General features: G+C 60.4%; 12 protein-coding genes. 8 read left to right on the top strand and 4 right to left on the bottom strand.

Annotated elements, in window-relative coordinates:
• The 3 genes from ilvA to ACWKV9_RS11325 all read right to left on the bottom strand — a co-directional run.
• Nucleotides 1-1,022 (bottom strand): threonine ammonia-lyase, biosynthetic (gene ilvA, locus ACWKV9_RS11335; protein WP_483836210.1); only part of this gene is annotated, 1,022 nt, incomplete at its 3' end.
• A gap of 661 nt (nucleotides 1,023-1,683) precedes the next feature.
• Nucleotides 1,684-2,724: an AraC family transcriptional regulator gene (locus tag ACWKV9_RS11330; RefSeq protein ID WP_483836201.1), complete on the bottom strand. Its 1,041-nt coding sequence runs from the start codon at nucleotides 2,722-2,724 to the stop codon at nucleotides 1,684-1,686.
• On the bottom strand, nucleotides 2,721-3,863 hold the full coding sequence (locus tag ACWKV9_RS11325; RefSeq protein ID WP_483836200.1) for a nitrilase-related carbon-nitrogen hydrolase: 1,143 nt from the start codon (nucleotides 3,861-3,863) through the stop codon (nucleotides 2,721-2,723). The genes ACWKV9_RS11330 and ACWKV9_RS11325 overlap by 4 nt, the downstream gene beginning before the upstream one ends.
• A 247-nt stretch (nucleotides 3,864-4,110) precedes the next feature.
• Between ACWKV9_RS11325 and ACWKV9_RS11320 the strand changes: the two genes are divergently transcribed.
• From ACWKV9_RS11320 to ACWKV9_RS11300, 5 genes are all read left to right on the top strand, one after another.
• Entirely contained in the window at nucleotides 4,111-6,147 is a 2,037-nt protein-coding gene (locus ACWKV9_RS11320; RefSeq protein WP_483836199.1) for an oxidoreductase, read from the top strand.
• Between the two features lie 223 nt (nucleotides 6,148-6,370).
• On the top strand, nucleotides 6,371-7,363 hold the full coding sequence (locus ACWKV9_RS11315) for a 1-aminocyclopropane-1-carboxylate deaminase/D-cysteine desulfhydrase (protein ID WP_483836198.1): 993 nt from the start codon (nucleotides 6,371-6,373) through the stop codon (nucleotides 7,361-7,363).
• 226 nt (nucleotides 7,364-7,589) lie between these two features.
• Nucleotides 7,590-8,930 (top strand): MFS transporter, encoded by a 1,341-nt coding sequence (locus ACWKV9_RS11310; protein ID WP_483836197.1) that lies wholly within the window; start codon nucleotides 7,590-7,592, stop codon nucleotides 8,928-8,930.
• Nucleotides 8,931-9,170: 240 nt separating this feature from the next.
• Nucleotides 9,171-10,385 carry an MFS transporter gene (locus ACWKV9_RS11305; protein WP_483836196.1) on the top strand — a complete coding sequence of 405 codons (1,215 nt, stop codon included), beginning with the start codon at nucleotides 9,171-9,173 and terminating at the stop codon, nucleotides 10,383-10,385.
• Nucleotides 10,385-11,668: an arsenic transporter gene (locus ACWKV9_RS11300; protein ID WP_483836195.1), complete on the top strand. Its 1,284-nt coding sequence runs from the start codon at nucleotides 10,385-10,387 to the stop codon at nucleotides 11,666-11,668. Before ACWKV9_RS11305 ends, ACWKV9_RS11300 begins: the two co-directional genes overlap by 1 nt.
• Here ACWKV9_RS11300 and ACWKV9_RS11295 read toward each other — a convergent pair.
• Nucleotides 11,631-12,605 carry a DUF1853 family protein gene (locus ACWKV9_RS11295; protein ID WP_483836194.1) on the bottom strand — a complete coding sequence of 325 codons (975 nt, stop codon included), beginning with the start codon at nucleotides 12,603-12,605 and terminating at the stop codon, nucleotides 11,631-11,633. The genes ACWKV9_RS11300 and ACWKV9_RS11295 overlap by 38 nt on opposite strands.
• Nucleotides 12,606-12,908: 303 nt before the next feature.
• On the opposite strand from ACWKV9_RS11295, the gene ACWKV9_RS11290 reads away from it, so the two are divergent.
• The 3 genes from ACWKV9_RS11290 to ACWKV9_RS11280 are packed head-to-tail and all read left to right on the top strand — an operon-like array spanning nucleotide 12,909 to nucleotide 15,651.
• On the top strand, nucleotides 12,909-13,799 hold the full coding sequence (locus tag ACWKV9_RS11290) for an NAD(+) kinase (RefSeq protein ID WP_483836193.1): 891 nt from the start codon (nucleotides 12,909-12,911) through the stop codon (nucleotides 13,797-13,799).
• Complete coding sequence (locus ACWKV9_RS11285) at nucleotides 13,799-14,770, top strand: metallophosphoesterase (protein ID WP_483836192.1); 972 nt, start codon at nucleotides 13,799-13,801, stop codon at nucleotides 14,768-14,770. The genes ACWKV9_RS11290 and ACWKV9_RS11285 overlap by 1 nt, the downstream gene beginning before the upstream one ends.
• Nucleotides 14,767-15,651 (top strand): rhomboid family intramembrane serine protease, encoded by an 885-nt coding sequence (locus tag ACWKV9_RS11280; protein ID WP_483836191.1) that lies wholly within the window; start codon nucleotides 14,767-14,769, stop codon nucleotides 15,649-15,651. The genes ACWKV9_RS11285 and ACWKV9_RS11280 overlap by 4 nt, the downstream gene beginning before the upstream one ends.
• The last annotated feature ends 7 nt before the right edge of the window (nucleotides 15,652-15,658 follow it).

The following is a 15,658-nucleotide window of genomic DNA, read 5'->3' as shown; positions in this document are numbered from 1 at the left end:
CTGCCCGGTTTTTCCGGAATGGTCACGGCGATGATCGCCTCGCGGCCTTCGCCCAGTTCGGCGCGCTCGGCCACATGGCGCAGGCGGTCGAAATTGACGTTGGCGCCGGAATCGATGGCCACGAAAGTCTGCCCAGTCACGCCGTATTGCTCGGTGTACTTCTTGATTCCCGCCACGCCCAAGGCACCGGCAGGTTCGGTGATCGAGCGGGTGTCGTCGTAAATGTCCTTTATCGCCGCGCAGATCTCATCGGTGCTGACCGTGATCACCTCGTCAACGTAATGCTGGCAGATGTCGAAGGTGTGCTTGCCGATCTGCGCCACCGCCACGCCGTCAGCGAACAGCCCGACTTGCTGCAACACCACGCGCTCGCCGTAGGCCATGGCCTGTTGCAGGCAGTTGGAATCGTCCGGCTCGACGCCGATGACTTTGATGTCCGGACGCAGGTATTTCACGTACGCCGCGATGCCCGCGATCAAACCGCCGCCGCCCACCGGCACAAAGATCGCGTCCAACCGCCCCGGATGCTGACGCAGGATTTCCATCGCCACCGTGCCTTGCCCGGCGATGGTGTCGGGGTCGTCATACGGGTGAACGTAGACGTAGCCTTTTTCCTCAACCAGCTTCAGGGAATACGCCAGTGCCTCCGGAAAAGAGTCGCCGTGCAGCACGACAATGCCGCCCCGGGAGCGCACGCCTTCGACCTTGATCTCCGGCGTGGTCTTGGGCATGACGATGGTGGCTTTCACGCCCAGCGTCTTGGCCGCCAGCGCCAGGCCTTGAGCGTGATTGCCAGCGGACGCCGTGACCACGCCGCGTGCCAACTCTTCCGAGCTCAGTTGCGCCAGCTTGTTGTAGGCCCCGCGGATCTTGAACGAGAACACCGGTTGCAGATCCTCGCGCTTGAGCAAGACCTGATTGCCCAGCCGCTCGGACAACTGCCGCGCGCCGTGCAGCGGGGTTTCCACGGCGACATCGTAGACGCGGGAGGTGAGGATTTTCTTGACGTAGTGATTGAGCAAATCGCTTTTGCTCAAGGCGTTATCCAGCATCTGGTTCATCGCGTGGGCCTCGTCAACAGGTCCGGGATGATCAGGTTCAGGCAAGGGGCGGCGAGGGAAGGGCGAATGATGTGCATGTCTGGCTCCTGGTTCGAGAATTTTTGGCCCGGGAGACAGAAAGTAAAAACCCGCCTCTAGGGCGGGTTGGGTGCAAACGTCGGCTAACCCGCCATGACTGGAATGGCGGTAATAATTATGCGGCTGACGAAATGCTTGGTTACGTTCATGGCTTGAAGGTAATGCCCGCCAGTCTGCGGCGTCAAGTGCAAACATCATTCTCTGTAGGAGCGAATTCATTCGCGAGCGCTTGACCTGCCAGACACTTATCTATCGCCTGCAACACCGAATCGCGAATAAATTCGCTCCTACAGGACTGCGGCTCGCCTTCATTTTTTCGTCATCATGGCACTCTAGAGTGATGCTCGTGGTCTGTAATGACGGCGTTGAAAGCGTCGATGAATCTGTCAGTAAAAACACAACCGAAATGAAGAAACCGCCACGAGGGCATGCGTTATGGACGACTATCAAGAAGAGATACTGGAATACAAAGCGTACGAACTGGACCCTGTGGAACCAGCTGACGACGCAACTGAGTTGTAGGCCCCCGTTGTAGCAAAGCGCATTACCCATGACGACGCTGGCTGCGGCGAAACTCCCCTGGGGTTTGACCGTTCCAGCGTTTGAAGGCGCGTTGAAAGGCTTCGGCAGACGCAAAACCCAACAGGTATGCGATCTCGCCGAACGCCAGTTCGGTGTCGCGGATGTAGGTCATTGCCAGATCCCGGCGCGTATCATTGAGAATGGCGCGAAATTGTGTCCCTTCATCGGCCAGTTTGCGGCGCAAGGTCCAGGTTGGCAGCTTCAACCGCGCGGCCACTTCTTCCAGATCGGGTTCACGCCCACCATTCAATAACGGCCCCAGCAACCCGGTGATGCGCTCGCGCAGACTGCGGGTGCGCGTGAGCTGTTCCAGTTCGCGCTCACACAGCAGCAACAAATGACGCCAAGTGCTCGGGCAATGATCAGGATTACGCAGGCCCAGACTGTGCTGGCTCAAGCGCAACTGATTGAGACCTGCGCCAAAACTGACCGGCTGCTCGCTCAACGATGCGTAGTCAGACGAATAGACCGGCGCTTCAAACTCGATGTCGATTTTTTCCGCCCGCAACGCTGTACCCGCCACGGTCGACAATTGCTGCAGCCAACTGCTGAGAATCGAATCCACCACGAAGCGGTTGTAATCGTTATAGGGGCTGATCGAATAGAAGCGCAGCCATGCGCCATCGGCATCCTCATGCATGCTCGACTGCCCGCGATAGTTGGAGCCATACAGCGCTTCGAAGCGAATCAAGGTACGCGCTGCTTCTCGCACCGTAGGCGCTTGAGCGGCGGTGACGCCAGCGAGCCCGGCCTGACTGATGCGGCTCAACTGGCCCATGCGCAAGCCCAGCGCGGGCTCACTGGTCAGTTGAATCGCCGAATGCCCCAGGCGCATGTAGCGGGGGATCGACAGCCTTGCGCCGGCTTCCCCCAGACGGGCGGTGTCCAGGCCATATTGTTCAAGCAGCGGCGTCGGGTCCTGTCCGAAACTGCGCACCGCATCCGCCAGGCTGTGAACGAAACCCACCGACAAATCACCGAGGCGCACCCGAGATTCGGTCATAACCACAGATTGATCAATTGCGCGCCGTGGCCCGGCTTCACGCCTTTGGCGACTGCATTGGCGGACTGCTCGGCAATGTTGCGACCGCTACGGTTGGCGAAGCTGTGACCGGCGCTGCCCTGATCCCAGAACTGACCTCTCATGAAGACGCTGATGCCAGCTTGCTTGGCATTGATTGGCGCCAGCGTCAGGGTTTGCCAGGCCTGGCCTTCAGTGAGTGGCGCAGCGTCAGCATCCGCATCGTCCGACAGATTTTCTGCACGCCACGGCTGCGACCATGCGCCGTGGCCCACGACGAACGCGGGCACGGCGATCAGCTCGACACCCTGTTCGTTCAGGCGCGTGTAATTGCGCGGGTGCCAGCTGTCACTGCCGATCAAGGTGCCGAGGCGTCCGGCCGGGGTATCGATCACGTTCAGCGGAGCATCTTTGCCGGAGCGGATGTAGCCCCGTTGAAACCAAGTCGGAAACAGCTGGCGCTGCGGTTGCCCTATCGGCAGGCCGTCGCGACCAAACACCACGCTGCTGTTGTACAGCGCGCCGTTGCCGATTTGCAGTTGGCCGTTTTCTACTGACGGGCCCGGCAGCACGATCGAGCCCGCCACCAGGGTTACGCCGAACTCCTTGGCCAAGCCGCCGAACACGGTCTGGTAATCCCGGGCCATGCTCGCGGCTTTCATGCGAAAGCGCGCGTCGTCCAGGCGGTTTTCGCCTTTGGCGTGGAGCATGGCGGTAACGAATTCAACCGGATTGCTCACCGCCAGCCAGTTCAAGGCCTCCTCGATGGTGGTCGACTGATAGAACTGGGATTTTTCGTCCACCCCGAACAGCCAGGTACCAACATGCTCGGGCAGCACAACCACAGTTTTATCGTTGATCAGGCCACGTTCACGCGCTTGTTGCAGGTAGGCGGCGAACTTGCGGTGCAGGCGCTTCAGGCTCTGGTAATCAGAGGGGAACAGCTCAGGCTCGATCCCTAGCAGATTGCCGCGATCACCCGGCTCACCGTCGTTGATCACCAGTTGAATGCGCAAGTCAGTGAGGTAATGACCGGCATGACGCTTGCCGGTCCACAGGCCGTAGCTGACGAAAACGATCACCAGCAGTAACGCGGTGGATAAGCCAATAAATTTGCGCATGCAGAAGTGAACGCTGCCATCGAATGAGAAGTGCCGACAAGGGTAGGGCGCCATCGTGGACTTGCCAAGCCTCGCTGCGCATTTGGATCAATAAGTTGTCACTTTCGGTCATTGAGCATGGGCTGGACGCTGTTTACTGTTTGCGCCATGACCCGCGAGCTACTGTCAGTCAGTAGAAGTCGCAGCATAATTTGACGAGTGCCTGTAGAGCGCCCGCACCCCGTGATGATGCTTGATGGAGTTTGTGATGACCGCCGCCCACTACCCGCACTTGATGGCCCCGCTTGATCTGGGCTTCACGACCTTGCGCAATCGCGCGTTGATGGGCTCGATGCACACGGGTCTTGAAGAAAAGCCGGGTGGTTTCGAGCGCATGGCGGCTTACTTTGCCGAACGTGCGCGGGGTGGCGTGGGCCTGATGGTGACTGGCGGTATCGCGCCGAATGTCGAAGGCGGCGTGTATTCCGGTGCGGCCAAGCTCACGACGACCGAAGAAGCGGACAACCATCGCATCGTCACCAAAGCCGTACACGAAGCGGGCGGCAAGATTTGTATGCAGATCCTCCATGCCGGGCGTTACGCCTACAGCCCCAAGCAGGTGGCACCGAGCGCTATTCAGGCGCCGATCAACCCGTTCAAACCCCGTGAGCTGGACGAAGAAGGCATCGAGAAGCAGATTCAGGATTTTGTCACCTGCTCTTTGCTGGCCCAGACCGCCGAATACGATGGCGTCGAGGTCATGGGTTCGGAAGGCTATTTCATCAACCAGTTTCTCGCCGCTCACACCAATCACCGTACCGACCGTTGGGGCGGAAACTACGAAAACCGTATGCGCCTGCCGGTTGAAATCGTGCGCCGGGTCCGCGAAGCCGTGGGTCCGAACTTCATCATCATTTATCGCCTGTCGATGCTCGACCTGATCGAAGGCGGCAGCACCTGGGAAGAAGCGGTGCAACTGGCGCAGGCTATCGAAAAGGCCGGCGCGACGCTGATCAACACCGGCATCGGCTGGCACGAAGCGCGTATTCCAACCATCGCCACCAAGGTCCCGCGTGCTGCATTCGCCAAAGTCACGGCGAAGATGCGTGGCTCTGTGTCGATTCCGCTGATCACCACCAACCGCATCAACACCCCGGAAGTCGCCGAGCAGATTCTCAGCGAAGGCCACGCTGACATGGTGTCGATGGCGCGGCCGTTTTTGGCCGATCCTGAGTTCGTCAACAAGGCCGCGGCCGGGCGTGGCGATGAGATCAACACCTGCATCGGCTGCAATCAGGCGTGTCTGGATCACACCTTCGGCGGCAAGCTCACCAGTTGCCTGGTCAACCCCCGAGCCTGTCACGAAACTGAACTCAACTATTTGCAGGTTCTGCAGGTTAAGAAAATTGCCGTAGTGGGTGCCGGGCCTGCGGGGCTTGCGGCAGCAACTGTTGCCGCCGAGCGTGGGCATCAGGTGACTTTGTTCGATTCGGCCAGCGAAATCGGTGGTCAGTTCAACATCGCCAAGCGCGTGCCAGGCAAGGAAGAGTTCTACGAAACCCTGCGCTACTTCGGGCGCAAGCTGCAAACCACCGGCGTCGATCTGCGCTTGAATACGCGGGTGTCTGCGGAAGATTTGCAGGCTGGCGGATACGACGAAATCATCTTGGCGACTGGTGTCGCGCCGCGCACTCCGGCGATTCCCGGGATCGACAATGCCAAGGTCCTGAGCTATCTGGATGTGATTCTGGGGCGCAAGCCGGTGGGCAAAAGCGTGGCGGTGATCGGCGCGGGCGGCATCGGTTTTGACGTCTCGGAATTCCTGGTGCATCAGGGCGTGTCGACCAGCCTGGACCGCGCGGCGTTCTGGGATGAGTGGGGCATTGATGAGGCTTTGGAAGCACGCGGCGGCGTGGCAGGCATCAAACCGCATCCTCACGCACCGGCGCGTCAGGTGTTTCTGTTGCAGCGCAAGGCCTCGAAAGTCGGCGATGGATTGGGCAAGACCACCGGCTGGATTCACCGCACGGGCTTGAAGAACAAGCAGGTACAGATGCTGAACAGTGTGGAGTACGTGAAGATCGACGATGCCGGTTTGCACATCCGCATCGGGGACGGCGAAGAGAAACTGCTGGCGGTAGATAACGTAGTCATCTGTGCCGGACAGGACCCGCTGCGCGAGCTGTACGATGGCTTGAAAGACGCAGGCCAAAGCGTGCACCTGATTGGCGGTGCCGACGTGGCGGCAGAGCTGGACGCCAAGCGCGCGATCAACCAGGGCTCGCGGTTGGCGGCGCAGTTGTAGTCAGCCGCCTCCGTTGTAGGAGCGCGCTTGCCCGCGATGGCGGTGTGTCAGTAGACGGAGACGTCACAGGCAGACTGTTATCGCGGGCAAGCGCGCTCCTACAGGATGGTGTCGGGCGCAAGATCGCGAAACGCCGGAAATCCTGTTGGAGCGAGGCTTGCCCGCGAAGGCCTTATGCACTCCCAATGCTAAACTCCGGCCTTCTTCGTTCCCGATCAAAAACATGCTCCCCACCGACCACGTCCTCCCATCCGCGCCGCTGCAAAACCTCGATCTTCCTTGGCTGACCGATGCGCAGATCAAGGTTGCGATCCTGCGGCTGGACCTCATCGACCCGCTGATCACCGGCAACAAGTGGTTCAAGCTCACCCACTATTTCAAAGCTGCTCAACAGGCAGGCGCCGAGGGATTGATCAGCCTGGGCGGCGCGCACTCCAATCATCTTCATGCGCTGGCGGCCGCGGGCAAGCGCTTTGGCTTTCCCACTGTTGGCCTGTTGCGCGGGCATCCGCAGCAAACCCCGACTATTGAGGATTTGCAGGCTTTCGGCATGCAGCTACATTGGTTGGGTTACGCCGGATATCGAGCTCGGCATGAGGCGGGTTTCTGGTTGCCGTGGCGCGAGCGTTATCCCCATCTGTATCCGGTACCCGAAGGCGGCGGCGGGCTGGACGGGGCATTGGGTTGTGCCGAGATCGTGCGTCAGGTCCAAGATCAGTTGCCAAGTTTGGGATGGGACGATTATCACGCTTGGTGGCTGGCGGCGGGTACGGGGACGACGTTGGCAGGTTTGCTCTTGGCAGAGTCCGGCGCCCGACCGGTGTATGGCGCCATGGCGGTGCCGCTCGGGCATGGTGTGCCTGAGAATGTGGCGGCGATTGTTCACTGCCAGTGTAGGAGCGCGCTTGCCCGCGAAGGCGGTGTGTCAGGCGACGACGATGCTGCAGACAGAAAGGCATCGCGGGCAAGCGCGCTCCTACAGGGCTTTCATCTGTCGGACGCCAGTCGCGGCGGCTTTGCCAAGACCGATGCACATCTGCTGGCCTTCATCGATACCTGTGAACGACAGACCGGCATTCCTCTGGAACCGCTGTACACCGGCAAAGCGCTGCTAGCGCTGCATGACGAGGTGATTGCAGGACGATTTGCCCAAGGCACACAGCTGATCTTTGTGCATACCGGAGGTTTGCAAGGTAAGCGCTCGTTCTCCCTGTAGGAGCGAATTAATTCGCGAGGCGGCCGATCAGTCGATGAATCCTCGCAGGCTGCACCAACGTCTCGCGAATGAATTCGCTCCTACAGGGGGCGCGCGCACCTCTGGCACGAATCCTGCGGCCCCCATGGATTGATACGTCGGTTCTGAGCACGTCAGCGGCACTTCTGGAGTGAACCGTTTACGCCTCGGTCTCGATAATCGTACTTTCCCATGCGCCGAGGTTTTCATGACTACTGCAGCCATCGAGCAGGTCGATCCTGCCACTTTGAGAAAAGTCATCGTTGCGGCGGCTATCGGCAATTTCGTCGAATGGTTCGACTTCGCCGTCTACGGCTTTCTCGCCACCACCATCGCTCAACAATTCTTCCCCAGCGGGAACGCCAGCGCCGCGTTGCTCAAGACCTTCGCCGTGTTTGCCGTGGCGTTCGCTTTTCGGCCATTGGGCGGGATCTTCTTTGGCATGCTCGGCGATCGCATCGGTCGCAAGCGCACCCTGGCGTTCACCATTTTGCTGATGGCCGGGGCGACCACGATCATTGGCCTGCTGCCCACTTACGCCGCGATTGGCGTGATGGCGCCGATCCTGCTGACCCTCATCCGCTGTGCCCAAGGCTTCTCGGCCGGCGGCGAATACGCCGGAGCCTGCGCCTATCTGATGGAGCATGCGCCGCGCACTCAACGCGCCTGGTACGGGAGCTTCGTGCCAGTGTCGACGTTTTCCGCGTTTGCGGCGGCGGCGATGATCGCCTACGGTCTTGAGTCTTCGTTATCCGCTGAAGCGATGGGCAGCTGGGGCTGGCGCTTGCCGTTTCTGATTGCCGCGCCATTGGGGCTGGTCGGGTTGTATCTGCGCTGGAAACTGGATGAAACCCCCGCGTTCCAGGCGGTTACCCAAGAACACGCCGTGGCCCACTCACCGCTCAAGGAAACCCTGCGCAATCACGGTGCGGCGATTTGCTGCCTCGGGGCGTTCGTCTCCCTTACGGCGCTGTCGTTCTATATGTTCACCACCTACTTTGCGACGTACCTGCAAGTCGCTGGCGGACTGAATCGCGCGACGTCGTTGCTGATTTCCCTGATCGCACTGGTGTTCGCGGCAGCGATCTGCCCGTTGGCCGGCGCGTTCTCCGATCGGGTAGGGCGACGGATGACGGTAATCACTACCTGCGTCTTGCTGATCGGGGTGGTGTATCCGTCATTCCTTATGGCCAGTTCCGGGTCATTCTTCGCCTCGATCATCGGTGTGATGTTGCTGGCGGTGGGGGCGGTGTTGTGCGGTGTGGTGACGGCGGCATTACTCTCGGAAACCTTCCCCACCCGCACCCGCTATACCGCTTCGGCGATCACCTACAACATGGCGTACACCATTTTTGGCGGCACCGCGCCGTTGATGGCGACCTGGCTGATCAGCACAACCGGCAGCAACCTGTCGCCCGCTTTTTACCTGATCGTGATTGCCTTGCTCGCGCTGGCCGGTGGTTTGGCGTTGCCGGAGACGTCGAAGGTGTCGTTGCATGAGGTTGAAGGGTCGTTGACGTCGCGCAGGGCGGTGGGGTCTGTTGCCTGATACAAAACCGTTGTAGGAGCGCGCTTGCCCGCGATTGCGGTGTGTCAGACACAAAAAATGTCACAGACAGACCTCAATCGCGGGCAAGCGCGCTCCTACAGGGATCTTCGTCGCTGTAATGTCGCAACAAAACATGGCATCAACGCCCTAAAAAATGGCACATTGGCGCCGCCCGCGCCGACGACATACTTTGCAATCAATTCGATGGCGCTCATCACTCACGTTTGATGGATGCCCTTCATGGCCGTCAGCAGTACGCCTTCGACCCCGGTTTCTCCCACCGCCGTTCCCCAATCCAGCCCGCTGGTCATGCGCATCATCGGCGCAGTGGCGCTGGCGCATTTGCTCAACGATCTGATCCAGGCGATCTTGCCGTCGATTTACCCAATGCTCAAAGCCAACTATGACCTGAGCTTCACTCAGGTCGGCCTGATCACCCTGACGTTCCAGATCACCGCGTCGCTGCTACAACCCTGGGTCGGTTATTACACCGATCGCCATCCCAATCCGCTGGTTTTGCCAATCGGCTCGCTGTGCATTCTCGCCGGAGTTTTGCTGTTGGCCAGCGTTGGCAGCTTCCCGCTGATCCTGCTGGCCGCAGGGCTGATTGGCGTCGGTTCCTCGACCTTTCACCCCGAGGCCTCACGCATCGCGCGCCTGGCCTCCGGCGGGCGTTTTGGTCTGGCGCAATCGACATTTCAGGTTGGCGGCAACACCGGTCAGGCGTTTGGTCCATTGTTGGCAGCGGCGATCATCATCCCGTTCGGCCAAGGCAATATCGCCTGGTTTGCCTTGGTCGCGCTGTTCTCGGTCGGCCTCTTGTACGCCATCAGTCGTTGGTACAAAACCCACTTGAGCCTTTTCAAACTCAAGCGCGGCGGCGTTGCCACCCATGGCCTGTCGAAAAGGCAAGTCACCGCAGCCTTGGTGGTCCTGGCGTTGCTGGTGTTCTCCAAATACTTCTACATGGCCAGCTTCACCAGCTACTTCACTTTCTTCCTGATCGAAAAATTCGACGTGTCGGTGGGCAGTTCGCAGTTGCATCTGTTCATGTTCCTGGCAGCGGTGGCGGCGGGGACGTTCTTTGGCGGGCCGATTGGCGACAAGATCGGCCGTAAGGCGGTGATCTGGTTCTCGATCCTCGGCGTTGCGCCGTTCACCCTGGCGCTGCCGTACGCTGACTTGTTCTGGACCAGCGTACTCAGCGTGATCATCGGCTTCATATTGGCGTCAGCCTTCTCGGCCATCGTCGTTTACGCGCAGGAATTGGTACCGGGCAATGTGGGCATGGTCGCTGGCATCTTCTTCGGCCTGATGTTCGGCTTCGGCGGGATCGCCGCGGCATTTTTAGGTCATCTCGCGGACCTTCACGGCATCGTTTATGTCTACACGCTCTGCTCATTCCTGCCGTTGCTGGGCATCCTTGCGATCCTGCTGCCGAGAACCAAACGCTGATGCTCATCGCCGCGCTGATTTTCCTGTTCACCATCACCCTGGTCATCTGGCAACCCAAAGGGCTCGGCGTCGGCTGGAGCGCGACGCTTGGCGCCGTGCTGGCGTTGCTGTCGGGCGTGGTGCATCTGTCTGATATCCCTCAGGTGTGGCACATCATCTGGAACGCCACAGGAACGTTCATTGCGCTGATCATCATCAGCCTGCTGCTGGACGAGGCGGGTTTTTTCGCTTGGGCCGCGCTGCACGTGGCGCGCTGGGGCAAAGGGCACGGGCGACGATTGTTCGCTTTCATCGTGCTGCTGGGCGCGCTGGTTTCGGCGCTGTTCGCCAATGATGGCGCCGCGCTGATTCTCACGCCCATCGTGATGTCGATGCTGCTGGCGCTGCGTTTTTCCCCGGCGACTACGCTGGCCTTTGTCATGGCCGCCGGATTTATCGCCGATACCGCGAGCCTGCCGCTGGTGGTCTCGAACCTGGTGAACATTGTCTCGGCCGACTACTTCGGCATCGGCTTTAATCGCTACGCCTCGGTGATGGTGCCGGTGAACGTTGTCAGCGTCGCGGCAACGCTTGCAGTGTTGCTGTTGTTCTTCCGCCGGGACATCCCCAAGACCTTCGACGCTTCGCAACTGGATGATCCGGCCACTGCGATCAAAGACCGCGCGACCTTCATCGCGGGCTGGTGGGTGCTGTTGATTTTGCTGGTGGGTTGTTTTGCGCTGGAGCCGCTGGGGATTCCGATCAGTGCGATTTCGGCGGTCTGCGCAGCCATTTTGCTGGGTATCGCCGCCAAGGGGCACAAGATCCACACGGTCAAAGTCATGAAGGAAGCGCCGTGGCAGATCGTGATTTTCTCGCTGGGCATGTACCTGGTGGTCTATGGCCTGCGCAATGAAGGCCTGACCACGTGGCTGGCGACGCTGCTGGATCGCTTCGCCGACTACGGGTTGTGGGGCGCGGCCATGGGCACCGGCGTGTTGACCGCGTTGCTGTCGTCGGTGATGAACAACTTGCCGACGGTACTGATCGGGCTGCTGTCCATCGATGCCAGCCATGCAGTCGGCCCGGTTAAAGAGGCGATGATTTACGCCAACGTCATCGGCAGCGATCTGGGGCCGAAAATCACCCCGATTGGCAGCCTCGCGACCTTGTTGTGGCTGCATGTGCTGGCGAAGAAAGGCGTGACGATTGGTTGGGGTTATTACTTCCGCGTCGGCATTGTGCTGACCGTGCCGGTGTTGTTGGTCACACTGGCGGCGTTGGTGCTGCGGCTGGGCTGGTAGCGTCGGGCGCTCCGGGCCAAAGATCAGGCATCAGAAACAGCCGCTCGGCTTCCTGCCATGTGCCGTCGGTTATTTGCGTCAGGCGCACCAGCAGTTGAACGGCGGCGATGGGTTCAAGCTCATCGAACCACTGGCGCAGTTGTGCGGCGCTCCAGGCCTCGTCGTAACGCGCCGGTGCCAGCCAGGCCTGACGGGGCACCGGTTGCCAGTGGCCCTCTGAACATTGCGCGACGAAGGCTGGCCAATCCCGCTGATGCACCCACACGCCGCGCAAGTGGTCCGGGTGCACGCCAGCGGGCGATTGGGCGTGGCTGGGCCACGGGTACAGCAGATAACCGCCTAGCCACAGTTCAGCGCTGAGATTTTCGATACCCAGTGCGGTCAGCGCTTCGCGGGTTTCGGGGCGGGAAGACATCGGCAGTTGATGCTGACTCAAATGCGCCAGCTTCAGGTCCAGCCGGTCCTGGCTGTCGGCGCCCAGCCACTGTGCCGGATCGTTGCCATCGCCCTGTTGTGGACCCAGATAGAACTTGATCGCCAGCTCGACGTGATGAACGCCATCACGGTCGCGCAGCAGCATGTCCAGTTCTCCCAGCGTATGCCCGTCGATGCGAATCGGCAGATTGGCGGCGATCATCTCCACGCCCGGCGCATGCTCGACAGCGAACACCCATAGCTGCTCGTAATACCTACCGAGGCGGCGCTGCACGGGGTTGGCCAGCCACTCGGTCAGGGCGTCGGGGCTGTTATCGAGTGCGAGGAGAAAGTCGGCCAGCGATTGCGGATCTTCCACCCAGCCGCTGGCGGACAGAGGATGACGCTGGGGCGCGGACGTTTTGCTGAGCATTGGTGGGGACAGAATCGCCCACGCCAGGTCGCGCACCTGGGGGTGGCGCAGGTGGCGGGGCAGGTCGGTGAGGCTGGGGAATAGGGTCATGGGCGCAGAATAGCAGCCTCACTCGCCGACCTAACGCGAAACCCTTGCAGGAGCCTCGCGCTGCTCGTCAGCTACAGATTTGCGGCGAATCGGTCTATTTAGCAATGCCATGAATTTGTGGGAGGGAGCTTGCTCGCGATAAATTGTTCAGGCGCTGCAAATGTGTCGGATGCATTGCCGTGATCGCGAGCAATCTCCCTCCCACCGGTTTTGAAGCGGGCGCTGGCATACCTTATTTGCCGCCACCGAAGCCTTTCGCCCATAATCCCCTTCTTTGCACGCGCCAAACCCCGCGGGAGCCCCATGGAGCAATTTCGCAATATCGGCATCATCGGTCGCCTCGGCAGCACCCAAGTGCTGGAGACCGTTCGCCGACTGAAGAAATTCCTGATGTCGCGGCACTTGCACGTGATCCTCGAAGACACCATTGCCGAGGTCCTGCCGGGCCATGGCATGCAGACCTCCTCGCGCAAGATGCTTGGTGAAGTCTGCGACATGGTCATCGTGGTCGGTGGCGATGGCAGCCTGCTTGGCGCCGCCCGCGCCTTGGCCAAACACAACGTCCCGGTGCTGGGTATCAACCGTGGCAGCCTGGGCTTTCTGACCGATATCCGCCCTGACGAACTGGAAGTCAAAGTCGCCGAAGTGCTCGACGGCCACTATCTGGTGGAAAACCGTTTCCTGCTGCAGGCCGAAGTCCGCCGTCATGGCGAAGCCATCGGCCAGGGCGATGCCCTCAACGACGTGGTGCTGCACCCCGGCAAATCCACGCGCATGATCGAATTCGAAATCTACATCGACGGTCAGTTCGTCTGCAGCCAGAAGGCCGACGGCTTGATCGTCGCTACGCCCACCGGCTCAACCGCCTACGCGTTGTCAGCGGGCGGGCCGATCATGCACCCCAAACTCGACGCCATCGTCATTGTGCCGATGTACCCGCACACCTTGTCGGGGCGGCCAATTGTCGTCGATGGCAACAGCGAGCTGAAAATCGTTGTCTCAAAAGACATGACGATTTATCCACAGGTCTCCTGCGACGGGCAAAACCACTTCACCTGCGCGCCGGGTGACACGGTCACCGTGAAGAAAAAGCCGCAGAAACTGCGCCTGATCCATCCACTGGATCACAACTACTACGAGGTCTGCCGTACCAAGTTGGGTTGGGGCAGTCGGCTCGGCGGTGGAGGCGACTGATGCTCGATCCCGCGCGTAGCTACGATCTGATCGGTGACGTGCATGGTTGTGCCCAGACCCTTGAGCACTTGCTCGACACCCTCGGTTACCGTTTTCAGGCGGGCGTCTGGCGCCATCCTGAACGCATCGCTTTGTTCCTGGGCGACATCATCGACCGTGGCCCGCGCATCCGCGAGGCGCTGCACATCGTCCATGACATGGTCGAGGCCGGCCAGGCGTTCTGCATCATGGGCAACCACGAATTCAACGCGCTGGGCTGGATCACGCCAGCGCCGCCGGAAACCGGCCAGCAATTCGTGCGCGAGCATTCTCCGCGTCATTTGCGACTGCTGGGGGAAACACTGGCGCAATTCGAGCAGCATCCCGCCGACTGGCATGATTTCACTCAGTGGTTTTACCAACTGCCGCTGTTCATTGACGCCGAGCGTTTCCGGCTGGTGCATGCCTGTTGGGACACCAGCCTGATCGAGCCATTGCGCGGCGTGCATGGCGATGGGCGGATCGACCAGCATTTCGTCCAGGCTTCTGCCATACCCGGCAGCTTTGCCGCTGCGGTGTTCGACCGCCTGCTGCGTGGCACTGATATGCGCCTGCCCCACGGCATGACGTTAACCGGCGGCGACGGCCTGACCCGCGCCTCCTTCCGCACCAAGTTCTGGGAAGACGACCCGCAAACCTACGGCGACGTGGTGTTTCAGCCGGACGCATTGCCGGAGCCGGTCGCCAAACGGCCCTTATCCGATACCGAAAAAAACGCCCTGCTGCGCTATGGCATCAACGAGCCATTGTTGTTCGTCGGTCATTACTGGCGCAGCGGCATCCCCGCAGCCATTCGGCCAAACCTGGCCTGTCTGGATTACAGCGCAGTGCTGTACGGCAAACTGGTTGCCTACCGCCTCGATCAGGAAACCCAGATCGATCCGGGTAAATTTGTCTGGGTCGACGTCACCCGCCCCGAGAATGTTGAATGAGTCCTGTCGCCGTTTTACGTCTGCCGCTGACGACTGATCTAAGCGGTTTTGTCGATTTGCTCACCCGTTTGAATGTCCCGCATCGGGTCAGTGAAGAAGCGGGGGAGCAAGTGCTCTGGGTGCCAGGCGCTACACAACTGGCCGATGACGTCCGTGATTTGTACGAGCGTTACCCTGAAGGCGATCCCACTGCTCAGTTGCAGCCTGGTCAGCAGGTTTCCACATTCAAGCGCCCCAGCGGGCTGGCGAGCGCTTGGGTGCAGTTGCGCAGCAGCCCGGTGACGGCGCTGATTCTGTTGCTGGCAGCGATTGTCGGAGGCATCACGCTGTTGGGGGACAACCTCGATGCGCTGAGCTGGTTCACCTTCAACGACTTCCAGGTACGCGGTGAGTACGCGACGTTCACGCCGTTGCAGGACAGTCTGGCGGCGGGGCAGTGGTGGCGAATCGTTTCGCCGATGCTGATCCACTTCGGCCTGCTGCACCTGGCCATGAACGGCATGTGGTACTGGGAGCTGGGCAAGCGTATCGAGATGCGCCAGGGCGGATGGCAACTGTTGGTCCTGACGCTGGTGTTCAGCGCGGTGTCCAATTACATCCAGTACTTGTGGAGCGGCCCGAGCCTGTTCGGCGGCTTGTCGGGTGTGTTGTACGGTTTGCTCGGCCATTGCTGGATCTTTCAATTGCTCGCGCCCAACCCCATGTACCGTTTACCCCGTGGCGTGTTGATCATGATGCTGGTCTGGCTGGCCGTGTGCCTGACCGGCGTGGTCAGCCTGCTGGGCTTTGGTGAAATCGCCAACGGCGCCCATGTCGGCGGTCTGATCATCGGTTGTGTTACAGGTCTGCTGGGCGGTGCATTGGCCCGCCGTAAACATTAAAATCGCC

Source organism: Pseudomonas corni, assembly GCF_057128765.1.
This window is presented reverse-complemented; position numbering and strand designations above follow the sequence as displayed.